The sequence below is a fragment of the Collinsella sp. TF11-5AC genome, from assembly GCF_003436775.1.
Classification (GTDB): domain Bacteria; phylum Actinomycetota; class Coriobacteriia; order Coriobacteriales; family Coriobacteriaceae; genus Collinsella.
Genome location: NZ_QSQO01000002.1, coordinates 36,804 through 54,664, shown reverse-complemented (window position 1 = coordinate 54,664; position 17,861 = coordinate 36,804). Strand labels below are relative to the sequence as shown.

The following is a 17,861-nucleotide window of genomic DNA, read 5'->3' as shown; positions in this document are numbered from 1 at the left end:
ACGCGTTAGGCGCGCTCGGCACGCGCAAGCTCGGCAGCGACAAGCTTAACGGCCAGCACCAGCACGTCGAGCGCGGCCTCCAGGTCCTCGACCGTGGGATAGCTCGGCGCGATGCGGATGTTGGTGTCGCGCGGATCCTTGCCATAGGGCCAGGTGGCACCGGCCGGCGTGAGCTTAACGCCCAGGTCGGCACAAAGCGCGGCGACCTTCTGGGCCGAGCCCTCGGGGCCATCGAAGCTCACAAAGTAGCCGCCACGGGGATGCGTCCAAGTGGCGCAACCCGTATTACCCAGGCCTTCGGTGAGCTTACGCTCAACGGCCTCAAAGCGCGGACGCAAAAACTCGGCATGCTTTTTCATGTGCTCCTTGACCGCCTCGATGGTGGGAAGGAAGCGCACGTGACGCAGCTGGTTGAGCTTGTCGGCGCTGATGAGGCCAGCCTTCAGGCGCTTGGAGAACTCCGCGATAACCGCGGGGCTCGCACCGATAAAGCCGATGCCGGCGCCCGGGAAGGTGATCTTGGACGTCGAGGCAAAGGCCACCACACGGTCCTCGGTGCCCGCCGCGCGAGCGAGGTCAAAGATGTTTGCAAGCTCGTCGGTCTCGTCGTACAGGTCGTGCACGCAGTAGGCGTTGTCCCAGAAGATGCGAAAATCGGGCGCGGCCGTGGGCATCTCGACTAGGCGGCGCACGGTGTCCTCGCTAAAGGTGATGCCCGTGGGGTTGGAATACTTGGGCACGCACCAGATACCCTTGATGGAGTCGTCGGCGGCAACGAGGCGCTCAATCTCGTCCATGTCGGGGCCGTTGTCGGTCATCGCGACGGGGACGTTCTCGATGCCCAGATCGGCGGTGATGCCAAAGTGGCGATCGTAGCCGGGAACGGGGCACAGGAACTTGACCTTCTTGCCGTCGTGCGCGGCCTCGTAGGCGTCCCAGGGCTCGCTGCCGCACGAGCCACAGCGCCAGAACATGCCGGCGATGTCATGCTCAATCAAAAGGCTCGATGAGCCCAGCACAAGCGTCTGCTCGGCGGGGCAACCCAAAAACTCCCCTGCCAGCTTGCGAGCCGAGGGAATGCCCTCGAAGCAGCCGTAGTTGGAGCAGTCGACATTGCCGTCGTGCAGATCGGCATCGGCATTGAGGATATCGAGCATGGGGCGCGAGATGTCCACCTGGGAGGGCGACGGCTTGCCGCGGGCCATATCGAGCGCCAGGCCCTTGGCCTTGACCTCGGCGACCTCGGCTTTGAGCGCCTCGATGGCGGCATCGAGTTCGGTGGTTTCCATCTTCTGGTAGATCGTCTGCATGGGTGCGACCTTTCGCGAAGCGGGACGTTGCAGTTCGTCTAAGTATAGACCGCCACCGCCGCAACGTTATGAAGCCGTGATAGATTAAGTCCATCGCAATAAATTACGATCGCCGCGCATGCCGGCGTGGGGCGCCCAAGGAGGCACTATGGAGTACGGATTGTTCCAGGCCGAGGAATTCGGCGACCTGCAGCGCCTGATCGACGGGCTGTTTTACGACCGCCACGCCATCGACCGGCTTGACCTAATCGTGCAGGCCGAAATCGTCGACTTGGCACCCGACCTCATGGAAATCGTGAACCTTTTGCCGCCCGGCTGCTACGATCGCCGGTCGCTGTGCGACCAGCTCAACTCCGCCTTGGCTGCCCACGGCTGGGGCGCCGTCTACGGAACGGTGGAATAAGCCTCGAGGCCGGCGATTTGGCCCGCTTCCCGACCTTGGCGAGGCTTGTTTTAGGGCTTGTGGCCAAAAAAGGGCAAATATGAGTACTGTTACCTTTTTAGTAGCAGCGATTCTTGGTCGAAATCGGCAAAACTCGACTTGAAACTTCCTAATCACCGTCAGCTAGCGCCAAATTGGAAGTCGATGGTCACTCATTAACGTACAGTTCTTATAACTTTGTTCATTATTTTCCGCACCTAAAATGATACGCCGTTTGTGACAGTACTCACAAACGGCGTTTTTTGACCACTGGCGTGTCTGGCAGGCGGCAAGCACCGCCCGAATCCGCATTTTGAACGCGCCCGAATCGGTTCTGGAGCCGGTTTTCGCGCTCTTACTCGTCTTTGGGCGAGGGATGCTTGCAGACCACGCTCATGTAGATCATGCCGAGCACGGCAGCGGTGACCGAACCGGCAAGAATGGCGGCCTTGGCAGCCAGAACCTCAAACTGGGCCGTCGGGAAGGCAAGGCCGCTGATGAGAATCGACATGGTAAAGCCGATACCGCCCAGAATGCCCACACCGGCAATCATGTGCCAGTTGACATTGCGCGGCAGCTCGCAGGCCCTAAGCTTAACCAGGGCAAACGTCATGCCAAAGATACCGATCGGCTTGCCCAGCAGCATGCCAAAGTACACGCCGAGCGTCACCGGGTCGGTGAGCAGCGTGCTCATGTCCACGCCCACTAGGCGAACCTGTGCGTTCACGAACGCAAAGATCGGCAGGATCACAAAGTTGACCGGCGTGGAGATCAGACGCTCCATGCGGATGAGCGGCGGGGTCACGCGGTGCATGACGCGCTCGACCTTGGTAGTCGAGACGGTAAAGTCATGCTGGCCCAGGATGTGTGCCTCGTCGTCGTAGCGGTCATCGAGCAGCGGCAGGCACTCGCCCAGCCAATCGGTGAGACTATCGAGCTTGACGCCGCACTTGGCCGGGATGGTGAAGGCCAGGATGACGCCGGCAAGCGTGGCATGTACGCCGCTCTTGAACATGCAGAACCACAACAGCAGACCCAGTACCGAATACGGGGCAAGGCGGTAATGCTGCGTCTTGTTGAGCCACACGAGTGCGCAGGTCACAAGCGCGGCGGCGCCCAACCAAAACGGATTGGGGCTCTGACCGTAGAAGATGGCGATAGCGGCGATGGAGATGAGGTCGTCGGCGATGGCGAGCGTCGAGAAGAACACGCGCACGCCGTTGGGCACGCGATTGCCCAAAAGCGACAGCACGCCCAGCGCAAAGGCAATATCGGTTGCCATGGGGATGGCCCAACCGTTGTGGGCGCCGGCATGGTTAAAGATTAGGTAGATGCAGGCGGGAACGACGACGCCGCCCACGGCCGCCAGCATGGGAAGCATGGCCTGACGCGGATTCTTGAGCTCGCCGACCGTCATCTCGTACTTAAGCTCAATGCCCACCAACAAAAAGAAAATCGCCATGAGGAAGTCGTTGACGAAAAGCTCAACGGTGAGACCGGCCGTAAGGTTGCCCAGACCCACATACAGCGGGGTCTCCAAAAAGTGATGGATGGCCTCGTAGGCATCGGTATTGGCGCAAATGACGGCGGCGATGGCGGCGAAGACCATGACGGCGGCGGAAATCGTGCCGTTCTCGGCGATGCGCTCCCAGATGTCGTGACGTTCAAAGCGCTTGCGCTCACGAACGTTGAACAGCTGCTCAGTTGCTGCCATGGGCGGCTCCTTTCACGGGAAAGCTCCCGTCTTAAAAAAGCACGGCCCGCCCAAGTGGCGGCGCCGCGCTCTAACGTATTACGCTTGCATCTAGCCTACCCTGCACGACAAGCACGCAGGCGTGGCCGAAAAGCGGAACCACAGGTTGAACATTATTTGCTCAACGGCGCGGGCACGCCTGTCCAAGAGACGACGCAGCGCCGTGCACAAAAAACGACCGGAGCGCGGGGCGTCCGCGATCCGGTCGTGGCATTTGGTCAACTAAACCTAGCAGGCGGCCATGATGGGGGCAGCGACCTGCTTCTTACGGGAGAGGACGCCCGGCATCCAGACGCCGTCGTGCTCGTCGGCAATGCCCAAGCCCTTCTGAGCAGCCTCGGTCTCGCCCTCGAGCAGGACCTGCGAGCCCTCCTCCATGATGTCGGTGATGCACAGGACGATGCCGTCAGCACCCTTCTCGGCGGCGTAGGCGCGCATGGCCTCACGGATCTCGTCGATCATGCCGAGAGCGCGGCTCTTGTCGACAGTCTCGTACTGGCCGATGAGCAGCTTCTTGCCAGCGGGCTCGAACATCTTGATGTCATTGCCGACCATCTCGGCTGCGGTGAAGGAGCCGGACGGACGGGTGAGGAAGACCTCCATGCCAAACTTGACCGGGTCGACGCCCACCTGCTCGCCGAGCTTGGCGGCGACGGCGCGGTCGACATCGGTGGTGGTGGGGCTCTTGAGCATGAGCGTGTCGGTCATCATGGCCGAGAGCAGCAGCTTGGCCTGTATGTCGGAGAGCTCAACGCCGAGCACGCCGGCGAGCTTGGTGACGATGGTGCAGCTGGAGCCCCAGGGCAGGCAGATGTAGTGCAGCGGGCCGGCGGTCTCGAAGTCGCCGATGCGGTGATGATCGACGACACCAAAGACCGTGGCGTCCTTAAGGCCGGCAACGGACTGGGCGGACTCGTTGTGGTCGGTGAGGACGACGAGCTGACCGGCCTCGACGGACTCGATCACGCGGGGCTCGGCGATGCCGGCGTCGGCAAGCAGCTTGGCGGACTCGGCCGGAAGCTGGCCCAGAGCGCAAGCCTCGTAGGTGTTGCCGGCATACTCAACCTGGTTGAGCAGCTGGGACAGGACGACGGCGCTCATGATGGCGTCGTTATCGGGGTTCTGGTGACCAAAGACAAGAACGTTTGCCATGGATATCCTCCACTTGATATGTGTACTTGGACGTAGCTATGGTAGCACGCCGATGCCGAGCCTTCGCAGACGGAAGGGCCACGGCATATTTTGGGGCAGGCATGGGGGCCAAGGCTGTCCCTTTTGCACCATGTTGGTGCAAAGTAACCTGACCCCCTTGCACCAGCTATTTACCGGCAGCGCGCAGGGCTACGTAGGCGGCACCGATGATGCCGGCGTCGTTTCCGAGCGAAGCGACCTTGATGGGCGTCTCGCACGAGGCAGAAAGCGCGTACTGCTTAAAGTGCTCGCGGACCTTGTCGAGGTAGACATCGGCCGAGGCGGATGCGCCGCCGCCGATGAGGAACATCTCGGGATCGACCACGTTGGCAATAAGCGCCAGGGCGCGACCGAGATAGTCGGCCATGGTATCGGCCGCGGCAAGCGCGAGCTTGTCGCCCTCGCGGCAGGCCTGGAACACGTCCTTGGAATCGGAGGGACCGGTGAGCTCGATGGGCTCGACGCCTGCCTTCTTGCACTCGGCAAGGTAGTTGCTCACCACGCCGGTGGCGCTGGAATACTGCTCCAGGTGGCCATGGCCGCCGCAGCCGCAGGTGCGCTCCTCTTCGGGATTCAGGCACATGTGGCCAATCTCGCCGCCGGCGCCCACAACGCCCGACACCACGTCGCCGTTAACGATAACGCCGCCGCCCACGCCGGTACCAATGGTGACCATCACCACGTTCTGTACGCCCTTGGCAGAGCCGAGCCAGGCCTCGCCCATGGCAGCGGCGTTGGCATCGTTCTCGTACTTAACGACCGCGTCGGGGCAGTGCTTTTGAATGGCGATCCTCAGCTCGGGCAGGTTGATGACAATGTTGGCCTTGACCTTGGCATCGCCCGATGCCGGGATAGGGCACGGAACGGCCAGGCCAATGCCCGCCACAAAGGCACGCGGAATCTGGGCTTTGGCGACCACCTGGTCGATAGCCTCGGTCACCGCGGCAAAGCCCGCAGCGTCAACGATGGGAGGCGTGGGCACACTGGCCTTGGCCAGCAGGTTTCCGTCCTCGTCGAACAGGCCCTCCTTAACCGAAGTGCCGCCGACGTCGATGCCGATGTAGTACTGCTTAGGTTCCATGGGAGCCCGCCTTTCTCGTTTAAACATTGCTTGTATGGTACCGCTCCCCAGGCAAAAACCTGCCAAAAAGGGACAGGTTTGTTTTGGCAGGTTTTATCTGGGAAAACGCAGGGCATGGTATTTGGTTCGTTGGGCGGTAAAACGGCTCAACCCCATCCTCGAGTCGATCAATTTGCTCAATACCACATTATTCGAATGCATATTCATTTAGAGCGCTCTAGTTTTTAAAGAGAAGCGTTTTTTAATTAAACCTTTCTCGAACTTTTCAAAAACGCAATAGGGATGCTTAGGTGTTGACTATACTTTCTTCTGTACTCAATCAAGCCGGAAAGGAGGTTCCATGATTCCCAAATACGAGGCGATAGCTGCAGATATCCGTCGAAGCATCGAGGACGGCTCCCTTAAGCCGGGCGACAAGCTACCCACCGTCGTTGAGTTCTGCGAGCTCTATAGCGTTTCCAAAATCACCGTCAAACGAGCTATCGAGCAGATCACCAAGGAGGGCCTTGTCACCAGCCGGCGCGGGTCGGGCACCTACGTTAAGGACACGGCGGGTCTCCCCGACCAGGCATTTTTCCAGGGCAAAAATGACCGCGCCCAGGGTTTTTCGTATGAGCACCGCGGGGAGAAGGTGACCTCGGTGGTCTACGATTTCTCGATTGTCAATCCACCGGCGGACGTCGCTACTCAGCTGGGAATTGCCGAGGACGACTTTGCCTATCACATCGTGCGCGTGCGCCAGGTCAACGAGAAGCCCATCGTCATCGAGTACACCTACATGCCTCTCGAGCTGATACCGGGCCTTAAAAAGAAAGACCTGTATGGATCGGTCTACAGCTTCATCCGCGAGCAATGCGGGCTGAAGATTTCGAGCTTCCACCGCACCATCCGCGCCGTAGCGGCAACCGAGGAAGAGGCTGAGCGCCTGGACACCGAACCCGGCGCTCCCCTGCTCGAGCTCAACCAGATTGGCTTTTTGGATAGCGGCAACGCCTTTGAGTACTCGATTTCGCGCAACGTCGGCGACCGCTTTGAGCTGCACAACGTAACGTTGGCATAGGTTTTTGTAGTCATGCGGGCGCACGTTATGGCTCGTTTAGAGTGGGCGACCGCACAACACCATGGGGGTATGAACATGTCCGATTTGATTAAACTGACGCCGATCTTCCACGAGAAGATCTGGGGCGGCCGCCAGCTCGAAACCGTATTTGGTTACGACATTCCCGAGGGTCCCATCGGTGAGTGCTGGGCCATCTCGGCACACCCCAACGGCGACTGCCAGATCGCGGAGGGCCCGTATGCCGGCCACACACTGTCGTGGCTGTGGGCCGAGCACCGCGAGCTCTTTGGCAACTGCGAGGGCAAGGAGTTCCCGCTGCTCATTAAGATCCTGGACGCCAAGGACGACCTTTCGATCCAGATTCATCCCAACGACGAGTATGCCGCCGAGCATGAGAACGGTAGCCTGGGCAAGACCGAGTGCTGGTACGTGCTGGACTGCGAGCCCGGCGCCACGATCATCGTCGGCCAGCGCGCGCATGACCGCGCCGAGGCCGCACAGATGATCGAGGACGGCCGCTGGGACGACATGCTCAACGTGCTGCCGATCCACAAGGGCGACTTTTTCCAGATTGACTCCGGCACCGTGCACGCCATCAAGACCGGAACGCTCATTTTGGAGACGCAGCAGTCGAGCGACGTGACGTATCGCCTGTACGACTACGACCGCCCCGGCACCGACGGCAAGCTGCGCCCGCTGCACATTGAGCAGAGCCTCGACTGCATCAACTTTAACGCGCAGGCACCGACCGACGGTACCGTAACCGCGCCCGAGGTCGATGGCGTAACCGAGCTCGAGTCCAACCCCTGCTACACCGTCGATCGCGTGCGCGTCGACGGCAGCAAGACCCTCGAGCAGCGCTGGCCCTTCATGTGCCTGTCGGTCATCGACGGCGAAGGCACCGTCTGCGGCGACCCCGTCCACAAGGGAAGCCACCTGCTGGCTCCGAGCACCGTCAGCTCCATCGACCTCGAAGGCAAGATGGAACTGATCGTCTCGCACCTGTAGATCGCACCAACAACCCAAACGCAACAAGGGGCTCTCCCGTCCATGTACGGGAGAGCCCCTACTCGTATCTATTTATCAGACCACCCGGCTCTCCAGACCAAAAAGCGAACGGGCAAAGCAACGCTCGTCTAGTAACGTTACCTAAGGACCCGGGCGGGCGTATGGGGCAACATCGATCGCGAGTTCCGCACGAGCCGGAGAGCACTTAATGTGCTCTCCGTGCGAGCAGGACTGTCCGAGCAGGCGATGTTGCCCCATACGCCCGCCCGGGTCCGCCGGGATTACGACAACTTGACGATTGGTGCAAAGCCCTTCATGAGCTTTTTAGTCTGGCCGGTCTTTTCGAACTGGACCTCGATCATGTCTCCGGCGACCGAGATCACAGTACCCGTGCCAAAGGTCTTATGGCTCACGGTATCGCCCGCGGCAAAATCCTGCGATGCGCTGGCGCGATCGACCTTGCGCTCCACCGTCGGCGACACCTTAGATGATGGCTTTTTAGCTCGCGGCGCGCCCGAACCAAAGGTCGAGGCAACACGGCCAGCGTCGGGCGAGACCCCACGATGGCGCTCGGTCCCGTGGCTGCTGCCGCCAAAGAAATCGTCGAAGCTCGATCCGCCGCGCGATCCGGAACCACCGGTCGAGCGCGTATGCGAACCGAACACCTTGCCGCCATACATGTCCGAGCCCATACCCGAGCCAAACGTGCCACGACGGTCGCCGCGCTTCTCCCAGCCCGTGCCCTCAAAACCGGCAGAACCGATGCCGCTAAACTCGATATCCTCAAACGGAATCTCGTTGAGGAAGCGCGAACGCGGGTTGGCAGAGGTCGAGCCGTAGGTGCGACGTGTGGCCGCATAGGTCAGGAACAGGCGCTTGCGAGCACGCGTGATGGCGACGTAGGCCAAGCGACGCTCTTCCTCGAGCTTGCCCGGATCGTCACTACCGCCAAAGTCGTGCACGTGCGGGAAGATACCCTCCTCCATGCCGGCCACGAACACCGCGGGGAACTCCAGGCCCTTAGCGGAGTGGATGGTCATCATGGTGATGGCATGTGTCTCGCCGGCCAGGGAATCCAAGTCGGAGCGCAGGGCCAGCCACTCCATGAGTGCCGGCAGTGCCTTACAGGTGAGCGGACCGTAGGTGCGCTCGATCTCGTCGGCATGCACGGCGCCCGCCGGTAGCTCTGTTGGCACGGCATACGCGTTGCCCGCGATGGCGGCGGCCAGGGCATCCTGCGGCGAGAGCGCCGGGGCGGCTAGGCTATCGAGCGGATTGGAGCCCGCGGCGTCACGAGCGCCGACAAGTGCCTCAAACGAGGATGCCGGAGCGGACGGCTCCGGCTCGGACGCGGGCGCACTCACCACGACGGACTCGGACTCGGCGACGGACGGCACGTCGGCAACACCGGCCGCGCGCAGCTCTTCTAGACTCTCGAGCGTACCCTCGATATCCTCGTGCGTCTCCTCAAATTCGGCGGCGACGCCCAGGAATTCCTGGATGTTCTCGGCGCGGCTCTCGGACTCCATGGTGCCCTCGGCGCGAAACGCCTGCAGCAGGCCCGTCCTATCGACAATCATCTCGACGACGTCCTTGAGCTCGCCGTCCATGCGGCGGCCCTCGCGCACCAGCGCCACAAAACTCGACAGGCCGTTGCGCACCTTGGCACTAAACATGCCCGTCTCGGCTGTTGCGATCTCGCAGGCCTGGAAGAACGAGCAGCGGTTGTCGCGCGCCAGCTGCTCGATCTTTTGGATCGAGGTGGAGCCGATGCCGCGGCGCGGCGTGTTGATGACGCGCTTGACGCTCATCTCGTCGGCCGGGTTCACGATCATCTTGAGGTAGGCCATGACGTCGCGAATCTCGGCGCGGTCGAAGAATCGCGTGCCGCCGACGATCTTGTAGGGCACGCCCGCGCGCAGGAACATATCTTCGAGGATACGCGACTGGGCGTTGGTGCGGTAGAACACGGCGATATCGTCGTAGCTTGTACCCTTGGCATGCAGCTTTTCGATCTCGCCGGCAATCCAGCGACCTTCGTCGCGCTCGTCGCTTGCCTGGAAAGCCTGAATCTTCTCGCCATCGCCCTCGGCCGTAAACAGGCGCTTGTCCTTGCGCTGCGAGTTGTGACGCACCACGGCGTTGGCGGCGCTCAGGATATGACCCGTAGAGCGATAGTTCTGCTCCAGCTTGACGGTCTTGCAGTTTTTAAAGTCCTGCTCAAAGTCCAGGATGTTGGTGATGTCGGCGCCACGCCAGCTGTAAATGGACTGGTCATCGTCGCCCACGACCATAAGGTTTTGGTACTTGGCGGCCAGCAGGTTGGCGATCTCGTACTGGACGTGGTTGGTGTCCTGATACTCGTCGACGCTAATGTAGCGGAAGCGCTCCTGGTACTTGTCGAGCACCTCGGGGCGGGTGCGCAGTAGCTCGAGCGTGCGCACGAGCAGGTCGTCGAAGTCCATCGCGTTGGCGGCGCGCAGGCGGCGCTCCAGCTCCAGGTAGACTTGCGCGGCCTTTTTGTCGTTGGGGCTATCGGCGCTCTTGAGCATGTCCTCGGGCCCGATCATGGCGTTTTTAGCAGAGCTGATCTTGCTGCGGATCATGTTGATGGGGAACTGCTTTTGCTCGATGCCGAGCGCCTGCATAATGTCGCGCACCATGCGCTTTGAGTCGTCGTCATCGTAGATGGTGAATTGACCGGTATAGCCCAGCAGGTCGGCGTCCTCGCGCAGCATGCGCACGCACATGGCATGGAAGGTGCACACCCACATGCCACGAGTGCCGCTGGGGATGAGTGCCGCCAGACGCTCGCGCATCTCGGCCGCAGCCTTGTTGGTAAACGTAATGGCAAGAACCTGCCAAGGCTTAACGCCCAGGTCGCCGAGCATATGTGCGATGCGGAAGGTCAAGACGCGGGTCTTGCCCGAGCCGGCGCCGGCGAGCACCAGCAACGGGCCCTCGGTGGACAGGACCGCCTCGCGCTGGGCGGGATTAAGGCTGTCGATGTCGACGAGCGGCTTGATAGGCTTGGGCGCCGGCGCGGGAGCGTCATAGATGTCGAGCGGAACGAGCTCGGGCTCCGGCGCAGCGGGGGCGGTGTATGCATCGAGCGGCACGGGTTCCGGCGCGGGCGGCACGGGTACCGCGGCGTTCTTTTCCCAGGGCAAGGGCTGGGTCATGGGCGACTCCTCATCTGACAGACGGCGCGCCTGCGGGCAGCGCCATAGTTTGAGCCGTACCAGTATACCGAGCCGCGCGGACACCGACGCAAATCACACCACGACTCCGTGCGCCGCCGTCAGGCCCGCCCCATCGCCCAAAAAAGAGGACGGCATAGACCTTTTGGTCATGCCGCCCTCTTTGAATGACAAGTTGTCGCTCTGGCCGCCGCGCAGCGTCAACCAAGTTACAGGCCGAGCATGGGCTCCAGAACGAAGAAGTATGCGAGCACTACGATGCCCAGGATGATGCGGTAGACTCCGAAGCACTTGAAGTCGTGACGGCGGACGAAGCCCATGAGCCACTTGATGGCGATGAGCGAAACCACAAAGGCCACAACGCAGCCCACGCCCAAGATGGCGATCTCGTTGGTGCCGAACGTGCCGCCCTTGATGAAGTACTTGACCAGCTTGAGCGCACTCGCGCCAAACATAACGGGAATAGCCAGGAAGAACGTAAACTTAGACGCCACCGAGCGCGTGCAGCCCAAAAGCAGGCCGCCGATGATGGTAGAACCGGAGCGAGACGTACCAGGCACCAGCGAAAGCACCTGGAAGCAGCCGATACCCAGCGCAGTCTTCCAGCTGAGGTCCTCGAGCGTGGCGATGGAGCCAAAGTCCAGGTTCTCGTCATCGTCCTCATCCTCAGCGGTAGCCGCGGCGGGCGCCGCAAAGTGCGCACCGGCGGGACGTCCACCCGACACCACAGCACGCGAACCAAACGAACCGGCAACGGCCATTTCCTCGCGCTTGCTCGCGCGCCAGTTCTCGATCACGATAAACAGCACGCCGTACACGATGAGCGCCAGCGCCACGACGGGAGCATTGTAGAAATGCTCCTCCATCCAGTCGTTGAGCGGCAGGCCGATCGCCGCCGCAGGAATGCAGCCGAGCACAATCTTGCCCCACAGCACCCAGGTGTCGCGGCGGCCCTCCTTGCCCTTGCTGGGCGAGAACGGATTGAGTTCATGGAAAAACAGCACGCAGACGGCCAGAATGGCGCCGAGCTGAATCACGACCAGGAACATATTCCAGAACGTCTCGCTCACGTTCATCTTGACGAACTCGTCCACCAAGATCATGTGGCCCGTCGACGAAACGGGCAGCCATTCGGTGATGCCCTCGACCAGGCCCATGAAGGCAGATTTTAGAAGCTCGATAATATCCAAAGGGACCCCCTCGTTAGACACCCGCCGGTAGATGTTCTGCGGACGATGCGGGCGATGTCCCATTATTAACCGTTGGCGGTGCGACCGCGCCTACCCTTACCAAAAAACTCGCCCGTTCACAGAATTGCGAGCAGTTAAACCGAAATCCTTGGGTATAACTGCAACAAGATAAAGTGTCCGGCGGTCAACGCACCCGCGCCCGCCCGACGCACGAGCCCCGCGCCCGTGCGATAGACCAAGGAGGAAACCATGAACGAGGGCTACACCAAGGTATTTGTTTCACTCGACGGTACTGAGCAGCAGGATTTTGTGCTCGCACGCGCCATCAAGGTCGCCGCGAACAACGGCGCCAAGCTGATTATCGGCCACGTTATCGATTCCACGGCACTCGAGAGCGCCGGCTCCTATCCGGTCGACCTGGTCAACGGCCTAGAGGAGGCATTTAAGAACTCCATCGCCAAGCAGCTCGAAGAGGCCAAGGCCAATCCCGACATTCCCGAGGTCGAGGTCATGATTCGCGCCGGCCGCATTCGCGAGACGCTCAAGGACGAGATGCTCGACGTGGTTAAGCCCGACCTGGTGCTCTGCGGCGCCCGCGGCCTGTCCTCAATCAAGTATGCGCTGCTGGGTTCAATTTCGACGTTCCTGCTGCGCAATACGGACTGCGACATTTTGGTCGTAAAGTAGCGTTGCTCCCACCGGCCGCGGGGCCTGCGGGGTTTCCACGGGCACGTCCTCGCCGCGTTGCGGCTGCGGGATGTGCCCTTAGGAAACCCCTCCCGGCCTCGCGGCCTTCGCAGCCTTACTTCAGCGAGTTGGCTGATAAAAGATGGCGTGCCGCCCCGTTTGGGGCGGCACGTTTTGTTTGGGCTGCACGTTTTTGTTTTGGGAGATCCATTTGAGCCTCATAGTTATGTTCACGTTCGGGAACATAACGCCAGTTGCCTTAGCTAAGTTCACGTTCGGGAACATAGCCGTCCGCAGCGCAAGACGGCCCGGCTACTCAAAGTATTGGAACTTGTTCGTCGAGAAGGCGAACGTTACGACAAAGCCTTCGCCGGAGTCGGATGCCGCCGTGACGTCGATGCCCATCTTGGAGCATAGGCGCGCCACCAGGTAGAGGCCGATGCCCGTTGCGCGCTTGGTGGTGCGGCCGTTGTCGCCGGTAAAGCCCTTCTCGAACACGCGTGGCAGGTCTGCCGCACACACGCCGCAGCCGTTGTCCGCAACGGTGAGCTCGATGCGCTCGCTCGCCAGGCCCTCGTCCAGTAACGCGCCCGAAAACACGATCTTCGCGCCGTCCTCGCGCGCATATTTAATGCTGTTCTGAATGAGCTGGCCCAGGATAAACTCGAGCCATTTTTCGTCGGTAAAGACCTCGAAGTCGAGGTTCTCGCACACCGGAGCCACGTGCGCCGCAATGAGCTCGCGCGCGTTGACCTTAATCGCACCCGTCACCAAGGTCTTAAGGTCCCAGCGGCGAATCAGGTAGTCGCGCTCCACGACTTCCGAGCGCGCGTAGTACAGCGCCTGGTCGATATAGCGTTCCACGCGAGCCAACTCGCGACCCAGGTCATCGACACGTGTTGGGTCATCTGCGCCGCCGTCGAGGTTTTCCAGAATCAGGTGAGCCGCCGCCAGGGGCAGCTTGGCCTCGTGGACCCAGCTCTCGATATAGTCGCGATAGTCTTCGGTCTGACGCCGGCCCTCGGCAACCTCGTCGCAGGCGGCTTTGCCCACCCGGCACAGGACCTCGTACTCGAGCTCGCCCTCGGCATAGGTTGGGCATTGCACCATCTCCTGCACCCATGCGGGACTCTCGAGCTCCTCTGCCGCGCGCTCCAACTGACGCAGAAAACGGCGACGGCGAGCGTACTCGATCACGATGCCGAGCATACCGAAGATAAAGGACACGCCAACCGCCACGACCACGATAGAAACGGGTGCGCCGGCGACCGTCAGCACAAAGCAGCTCAGCAGCACGCCGCACGTCCACACGGCGACGGGAAGCAGTGCATCTTTAAAGAACTTGCCAAACGACATAGCCGGCCCCTAGACCGAATAGCCTTGGCCGCGATGCGTCGTCAAATACCCCTTGATGCCGATTTTTTCGAGCGTGGTACGCAGGCGGTTGATGTTGACGGTGAGCGTGTTGTCGTCCACGAAGGCATCGGAGTCCCATAGGTCTTGCATGATGGCCGAGCGCGAGACGATTTTGCCCGCGCGGCCCAGGAGCAGTGAGAGGATGCGCAGTTCGTTTTTGGTGAGCTCGGTACTGTCGCCGGTTGCCGTATTGGTGACCGTTGAGCGGGCAAGGTCGAGCTCCAACCCCTTGTGGACCATGGTGCTGCGCTCGCCTGCCGCCGTGGTGCGGCGCAGCAGCGCGTTGATGCGCGCCACGAGCACGCGTGCGCTGTAGGGCTTGGAGATAAAATCGTCCGCGCCGAGTGTCATGGCCATGACCTCGTCGATCTCGGTCGTGCGCGAAGTGAGGACGATGATGGGGACCTCGGATTCGCGGCGGACCTCGTGGCAGATGTGTTGGCCGTCTTTGACGGGAAGTGTGAGGTCGAGCAGCACCAGGTCGGGCGCGGCAGCGAGAATATCGCGCGAGACGTGCTCGAACGATTCGCAGGCCTCGACCTCAAAACCGGCACGGGCAAGGATGTCGGCGAGCTCGCGACGAATGGGCTCGTCGTCCTCAACGATATAGATCAGCGCCATGGATTCCGCTCCCCTCTTGGTTGTCTTACAGCCATTATTGCCGCGAAGTTGCCGGTACGCGCCTCGCACGGCACCAAGGTGACAGAACTGTTCGCGAACGAAAGTGTTCGGCTTGTCCCTCGCTCGCAACGGGTACGGGAATCAAATGATTAAATAATCCCCGTCCCAGAATAATCATTTAACGGCGGGCACGGAGCTTTTCGTAGCCGTCGGCAAAGAAGGTGACCGTCGCGGCATCGGACTCGGCGGCATCGGCGTCGGCGGCGGGAACCACGCCGTGCTCGTCGCTCACCAGGAACAAGGCGCCCTTGAGCTGCGCGGGAATGTCTACGCGCGTGACCGAGATGCCCTTGGTCTGGGCCAGCTGCTCGATGAGCGTCGCCGTGCCGCACAGGCACTCGTCCGCCGGCGCCACAAAGGCCAGCTCGCCGTTATCGACGGCAGCGAGCAGCTCAGGCGCCACGCCGGTTTCGTCGGCCTCGGAGCGGGCCTCGGCAGAGCGGGCACGCAGCGCCTTGGCCGAAGTATCGGCCAGCGGCTCGTACTCGCTCACCGTCATGGCGGCATTGCCGTTGACGTCGATCACCAGCATGAGCACGCCATCGTGCGCGGTGTAATCGCCCTCGGCAAGCGACCACTCAACGTGCTGCTTGGCCCAGCTGAGCATGTTATGGGTAAGCGGCTCGCCCTGCACCAAGCGCTCGGACAGCGCGCGGATGTGACGGTTGAGCATGGGCACCTTTTTGTTGGACATGCGCCAACGGCAGATAAGCGCGGGCTTGTCGAGCGTAAACTTCTCGACCGCCTCCTGATTGGCGCAAAAGTCCTCGTACGCACGCTGGTCCTCGGCATTGCCAAACAGCTCGGCATCATCAATCTGGGGCATGGTCATACCTTTCGTGTTAGTCATTCCGTCCTCTTATACCAAAAAGACGGCCCTCCAAACGGAGCGGCCGTCTTTTGCAGAGATTATTTTGACGATATGGTCAGGCGACCGAACAGTTTAATGGGATAGAGAAACATCCCATTAAGGGTTTTCCAAGTGCCCGAGATTGCCCCGAAAGAGGAGCGCCGCGTACTTCGGTACGCAAGCGACGGTTTGAGGGGCAAGGTCGGGTGCTTGGGAAAGCCTCTAGTGCCTAAAATGCCTAGCTCCGGTGAAGACCATCGCAATACCATGCTCGTTGCAGGCCTGGATGCTCTCGTCGTCGCGCTTGGAGCCGCCGGGCTGAATGATGCAGGTCACGCCGTGCGCGGCAAGCACGTCGACGTTGTCGCGGAACGGGAAGAACGCGTCGCTTGCGCAAGCAAAGCCGCCCTTCTCCACGCCCTCGCGCTCGCAGAAGTCCTCGGCACGCTCGCAGGCCAGCAACGCGGAATCCACGCGGTTGGGCTGGCCGGGGCCCATGCCAATGCCGGCCTTGCCCTTAGAGACCAGGATGGCGTTGGACTTGACGCCCTTGCAGACCTTCCAGGCAAACTCGAGCTCGGCCATCTCGGCGTCGGTGGGCTTGCGGTCGGTGGGGAACGTAAAGGTCGCGGGATCCTCGGTCACGTGGTCGACCTCCTGCACCAGCATGCCGCCGTCGATGGAGCGCAGCTCCACCTGGGCGCCGTGGTCCACGCCGCCGGTCGCCAGCACGCGCAGGTTGGGGCGCTTGGCCATGCGCTCGAGCGCCTCGGCAGTGTAGCTCGGGGCGATGATAACCTCGACGAACTGCTTGTTCTGGTCGGCGAAATGCTCAACCAGCTCATAGGGTACCTCGCGGTTGCAGGCGATGATGCCACCGAAGGCGCTCTTGGGATCGCAGGCGAAGGCGCGGTCGTAGGCAGCCGTGATGTCCTCGGCAACGGCGGAGCCGCAGGGGTTCTGATGCTTGAGGATCACGCAGGCCGGCTCGTCGAACTCTCGGACCAGGTTCCAGGCGGCATCGGCGTCCAGATAGTTGTTGTAGCTGAGCGGCTTGCCCTGGATCTGCTCGGAGCCCACAAGCGGGAACTGAGAGCTCGCGGTGTTCTCGCAGCCCTCGGCAAAGCGATAGACCGTGGCCTTCTGCTGCGGGTTCTCGCCGTAGCGCAGGTCGTCGACCTTCTCCAGCGAGATCTCGAGCTTGGCAGAGGTGTCCGCCACGTCGCTTGCCTGGGCGGCGAGCCAACGGGAGATAGCCGTGTCGTAGGCGGCGGTAGTCTGGTAGACCTTCACCTGCAGGCGACGACGGGTGGAAAGCGTGGTGCAACCGCCGGTCTCGCGCATCTCGGCAAGGACGGCGTCGTAGTCGGCCGGGTCGGAGATGACGGTAACGCTCGCGGCGTTCTTGGCGGCAGAGCGCAGCATAGAGGGGCCACCGATGTCGATGTGCTCGATGGCATCCGCAAAGGTGACCTCGGGGTTGGCAACGGTCTTCTCGAACTCGTACAGGTTGACGACGACCAGGTCGATCAGCTTAATGCCGTGCTGAGCGGCTTCCTGCATGTGCTGCTCGGAATCGCGACGGGCAAGCAGCGCGCCGTGAACCTTGGGATGCAGCGTCTTGACGCGGCCGTCCATCATCTCGGGATAGCCCGTAAACTCCTCGATGGGGGTTACGGGAACGCCCGCGTCCTCGATGGCACGAGCCGTGCCGCCCGTAGAGATGATCTCGACGCCAAAGTCGTCAACCAGCGTCCGTGCGAAATCGACGACGCCCGTCTTATCGGTAACCGAGATCAACGCGCGTGCGATCTTCACATCAGATCCCATGCAGTCCTCCTGTCTGGTACGCCGCCGTGCTCTGTGAGTCGGTGATACGTCGATCTGCAGCGCTCGCGCAGCGGCATTGAAAATACTGATTTAATGTAGCGCATCGAGCGCATCGATGCACCCCGCAACGCACGGCTGTGCAGAAAAAGTTTGCGAGCGGAGGGGATGGACACGGCATCGGGC

14 protein-coding genes are annotated in these 17,861 nt (G+C 61.5%); 4 read left to right on the top strand and 10 right to left on the bottom strand.

All coding sequences use genetic code 11. From position 1 onward, the window contains the following. Positions 1-5: 5 nt before the first annotated feature. On the bottom strand, positions 6-1,310 hold the full coding sequence (locus DXD16_RS01530) for an aminotransferase class I/II-fold pyridoxal phosphate-dependent enzyme (protein WP_117654908.1): 1,305 nt from the start codon (positions 1,308-1,310) through the stop codon (positions 6-8). Between the two features lie 148 nt (positions 1,311-1,458). Between DXD16_RS01530 and DXD16_RS01525 the strand changes: the two genes are divergently transcribed. Further along, on the top strand, positions 1,459-1,713 hold the full coding sequence (locus DXD16_RS01525; protein WP_117654907.1) for a hypothetical protein: 255 nt from the start codon (positions 1,459-1,461) through the stop codon (positions 1,711-1,713). A 373-nt stretch (positions 1,714-2,086) separates the two neighbouring features. Here DXD16_RS01525 and nhaA read toward each other — a convergent pair whose 3' ends face one another. From nhaA to DXD16_RS01510, 3 genes are all read right to left on the bottom strand, one after another. After that, a complete protein-coding gene (gene nhaA, locus DXD16_RS01520; RefSeq protein ID WP_117654906.1) occupies positions 2,087-3,445 on the bottom strand; it encodes a Na+/H+ antiporter NhaA in 1,359 nt (452 codons plus the stop codon). Between the two features lie 267 nt (positions 3,446-3,712). Further along, entirely contained in the window at positions 3,713-4,636 is a 924-nt protein-coding gene (locus DXD16_RS01515; protein WP_117654905.1) for a manganese-dependent inorganic pyrophosphatase, read from the bottom strand. A 166-nt stretch (positions 4,637-4,802) separates the two neighbouring features. Continuing rightward, complete coding sequence (locus DXD16_RS01510) at positions 4,803-5,756, bottom strand: ROK family protein (RefSeq protein ID WP_233502568.1); 954 nt, start codon at positions 5,754-5,756, stop codon at positions 4,803-4,805. A gap of 340 nt (positions 5,757-6,096) precedes the next feature. Here DXD16_RS01510 and DXD16_RS01505 point away from each other — a divergent pair, with 340 nt between their 5' ends. Further along, on the top strand, positions 6,097-6,816 hold the full coding sequence (locus tag DXD16_RS01505) for a GntR family transcriptional regulator (RefSeq protein ID WP_117654903.1): 720 nt from the start codon (positions 6,097-6,099) through the stop codon (positions 6,814-6,816). A 75-nt stretch (positions 6,817-6,891) separates the two neighbouring features. Beyond that, complete coding sequence (locus DXD16_RS01500) at positions 6,892-7,824, top strand: type I phosphomannose isomerase catalytic subunit (RefSeq protein WP_369831461.1); 933 nt, start codon at positions 6,892-6,894, stop codon at positions 7,822-7,824. Positions 7,825-8,105: 281 nt separating this feature from the next. On the opposite strand, the gene DXD16_RS01495 is transcribed toward DXD16_RS01500, so the two are convergent. Next, positions 8,106-11,006, bottom strand: a complete 2,901-nt coding sequence (locus DXD16_RS01495; protein WP_117654901.1) for an ATP-dependent helicase — start codon at positions 11,004-11,006, stop codon at positions 8,106-8,108. A gap of 227 nt (positions 11,007-11,233) precedes the next feature. Further along, on the bottom strand, positions 11,234-12,214 hold the full coding sequence (locus DXD16_RS01490; protein ID WP_117654900.1) for an undecaprenyl-diphosphate phosphatase: 981 nt from the start codon (positions 12,212-12,214) through the stop codon (positions 11,234-11,236). Between the two features lie 249 nt (positions 12,215-12,463). Here DXD16_RS01490 and DXD16_RS01485 point away from each other — a divergent pair, with 249 nt between their 5' ends. Then, a complete protein-coding gene (locus DXD16_RS01485) occupies positions 12,464-12,901 on the top strand; it encodes a universal stress protein (protein ID WP_006235921.1) in 438 nt (145 codons plus the stop codon). Positions 12,902-13,213: 312 nt separating this feature from the next. Here DXD16_RS01485 and DXD16_RS01480 read toward each other — a convergent pair whose 3' ends face one another. From DXD16_RS01480 to purH, 4 genes are all read right to left on the bottom strand, one after another. Next, the gene (locus DXD16_RS01480; RefSeq protein ID WP_117654899.1) at positions 13,214-14,257 is read right to left on the bottom strand and encodes a sensor histidine kinase; all 1,044 of its coding nucleotides are present in this window, start codon (positions 14,255-14,257) and stop codon (positions 13,214-13,216) included. Positions 14,258-14,266: 9 nt separating this feature from the next. After that, complete coding sequence (locus DXD16_RS01475; protein WP_117654898.1) at positions 14,267-14,938, bottom strand: response regulator transcription factor; 672 nt, start codon at positions 14,936-14,938, stop codon at positions 14,267-14,269. Positions 14,939-15,116: 178 nt separating this feature from the next. Next, entirely contained in the window at positions 15,117-15,848 is a 732-nt protein-coding gene (locus DXD16_RS01470; RefSeq protein ID WP_117654897.1) for a hypothetical protein, read from the bottom strand. A gap of 222 nt (positions 15,849-16,070) precedes the next feature. After that, complete coding sequence (gene purH, locus DXD16_RS01465) at positions 16,071-17,678, bottom strand: bifunctional phosphoribosylaminoimidazolecarboxamide formyltransferase/IMP cyclohydrolase (protein ID WP_117654896.1); 1,608 nt, start codon at positions 17,676-17,678, stop codon at positions 16,071-16,073. Positions 17,679-17,861 lie beyond the last annotated feature (183 nt).

What these genes read in the sequence shown, in the direction of transcription:
- DXD16_RS01530 (WP_117654908.1), bottom strand. Translation starts at nt 1,310, where the DNA reads ATGCAGACGATCTACCAGAAGATGGAAACCACCGAACTCGATGCCGCC.
- DXD16_RS01525 (WP_117654907.1), top strand. Translation starts at nt 1,459, where the DNA reads ATGGAGTACGGATTGTTCCAGGCCGAGGAATTCGGCGACCTGCAGCGC.
- nhaA (WP_117654906.1), bottom strand. Translation starts at nt 3,445, where the DNA reads ATGGCAGCAACTGAGCAGCTGTTCAACGTTCGTGAGCGCAAGCGCTTT.
- DXD16_RS01515 (WP_117654905.1), bottom strand. Translation starts at nt 4,636, where the DNA reads ATGGCAAACGTTCTTGTCTTTGGTCACCAGAACCCCGATAACGACGCC.
- DXD16_RS01510 (WP_233502568.1), bottom strand. Translation starts at nt 5,756, where the DNA reads ATGGAACCTAAGCAGTACTACATCGGCATCGACGTCGGCGGCACTTCG.
- DXD16_RS01505 (WP_117654903.1), top strand. Translation starts at nt 6,097, where the DNA reads ATGATTCCCAAATACGAGGCGATAGCTGCAGATATCCGTCGAAGCATC.
- DXD16_RS01500 (WP_369831461.1), top strand. Translation starts at nt 6,892, where the DNA reads ATGTCCGATTTGATTAAACTGACGCCGATCTTCCACGAGAAGATCTGG.
- DXD16_RS01495 (WP_117654901.1), bottom strand. Translation starts at nt 11,006, where the DNA reads ATGACCCAGCCCTTGCCCTGGGAAAAGAACGCCGCGGTACCCGTGCCG.
- DXD16_RS01485 (WP_006235921.1), top strand. Translation starts at nt 12,464, where the DNA reads ATGAACGAGGGCTACACCAAGGTATTTGTTTCACTCGACGGTACTGAG.
- DXD16_RS01480 (WP_117654899.1), bottom strand. Translation starts at nt 14,257, where the DNA reads ATGTCGTTTGGCAAGTTCTTTAAAGATGCACTGCTTCCCGTCGCCGTG.
- DXD16_RS01475 (WP_117654898.1), bottom strand. Translation starts at nt 14,938, where the DNA reads ATGGCGCTGATCTATATCGTTGAGGACGACGAGCCCATTCGTCGCGAG.
- DXD16_RS01470 (WP_117654897.1), bottom strand. Translation starts at nt 15,848, where the DNA reads ATGACTAACACGAAAGGTATGACCATGCCCCAGATTGATGATGCCGAG.
- purH (WP_117654896.1), bottom strand. Translation starts at nt 17,678, where the DNA reads ATGGGATCTGATGTGAAGATCGCACGCGCGTTGATCTCGGTTACCGAT.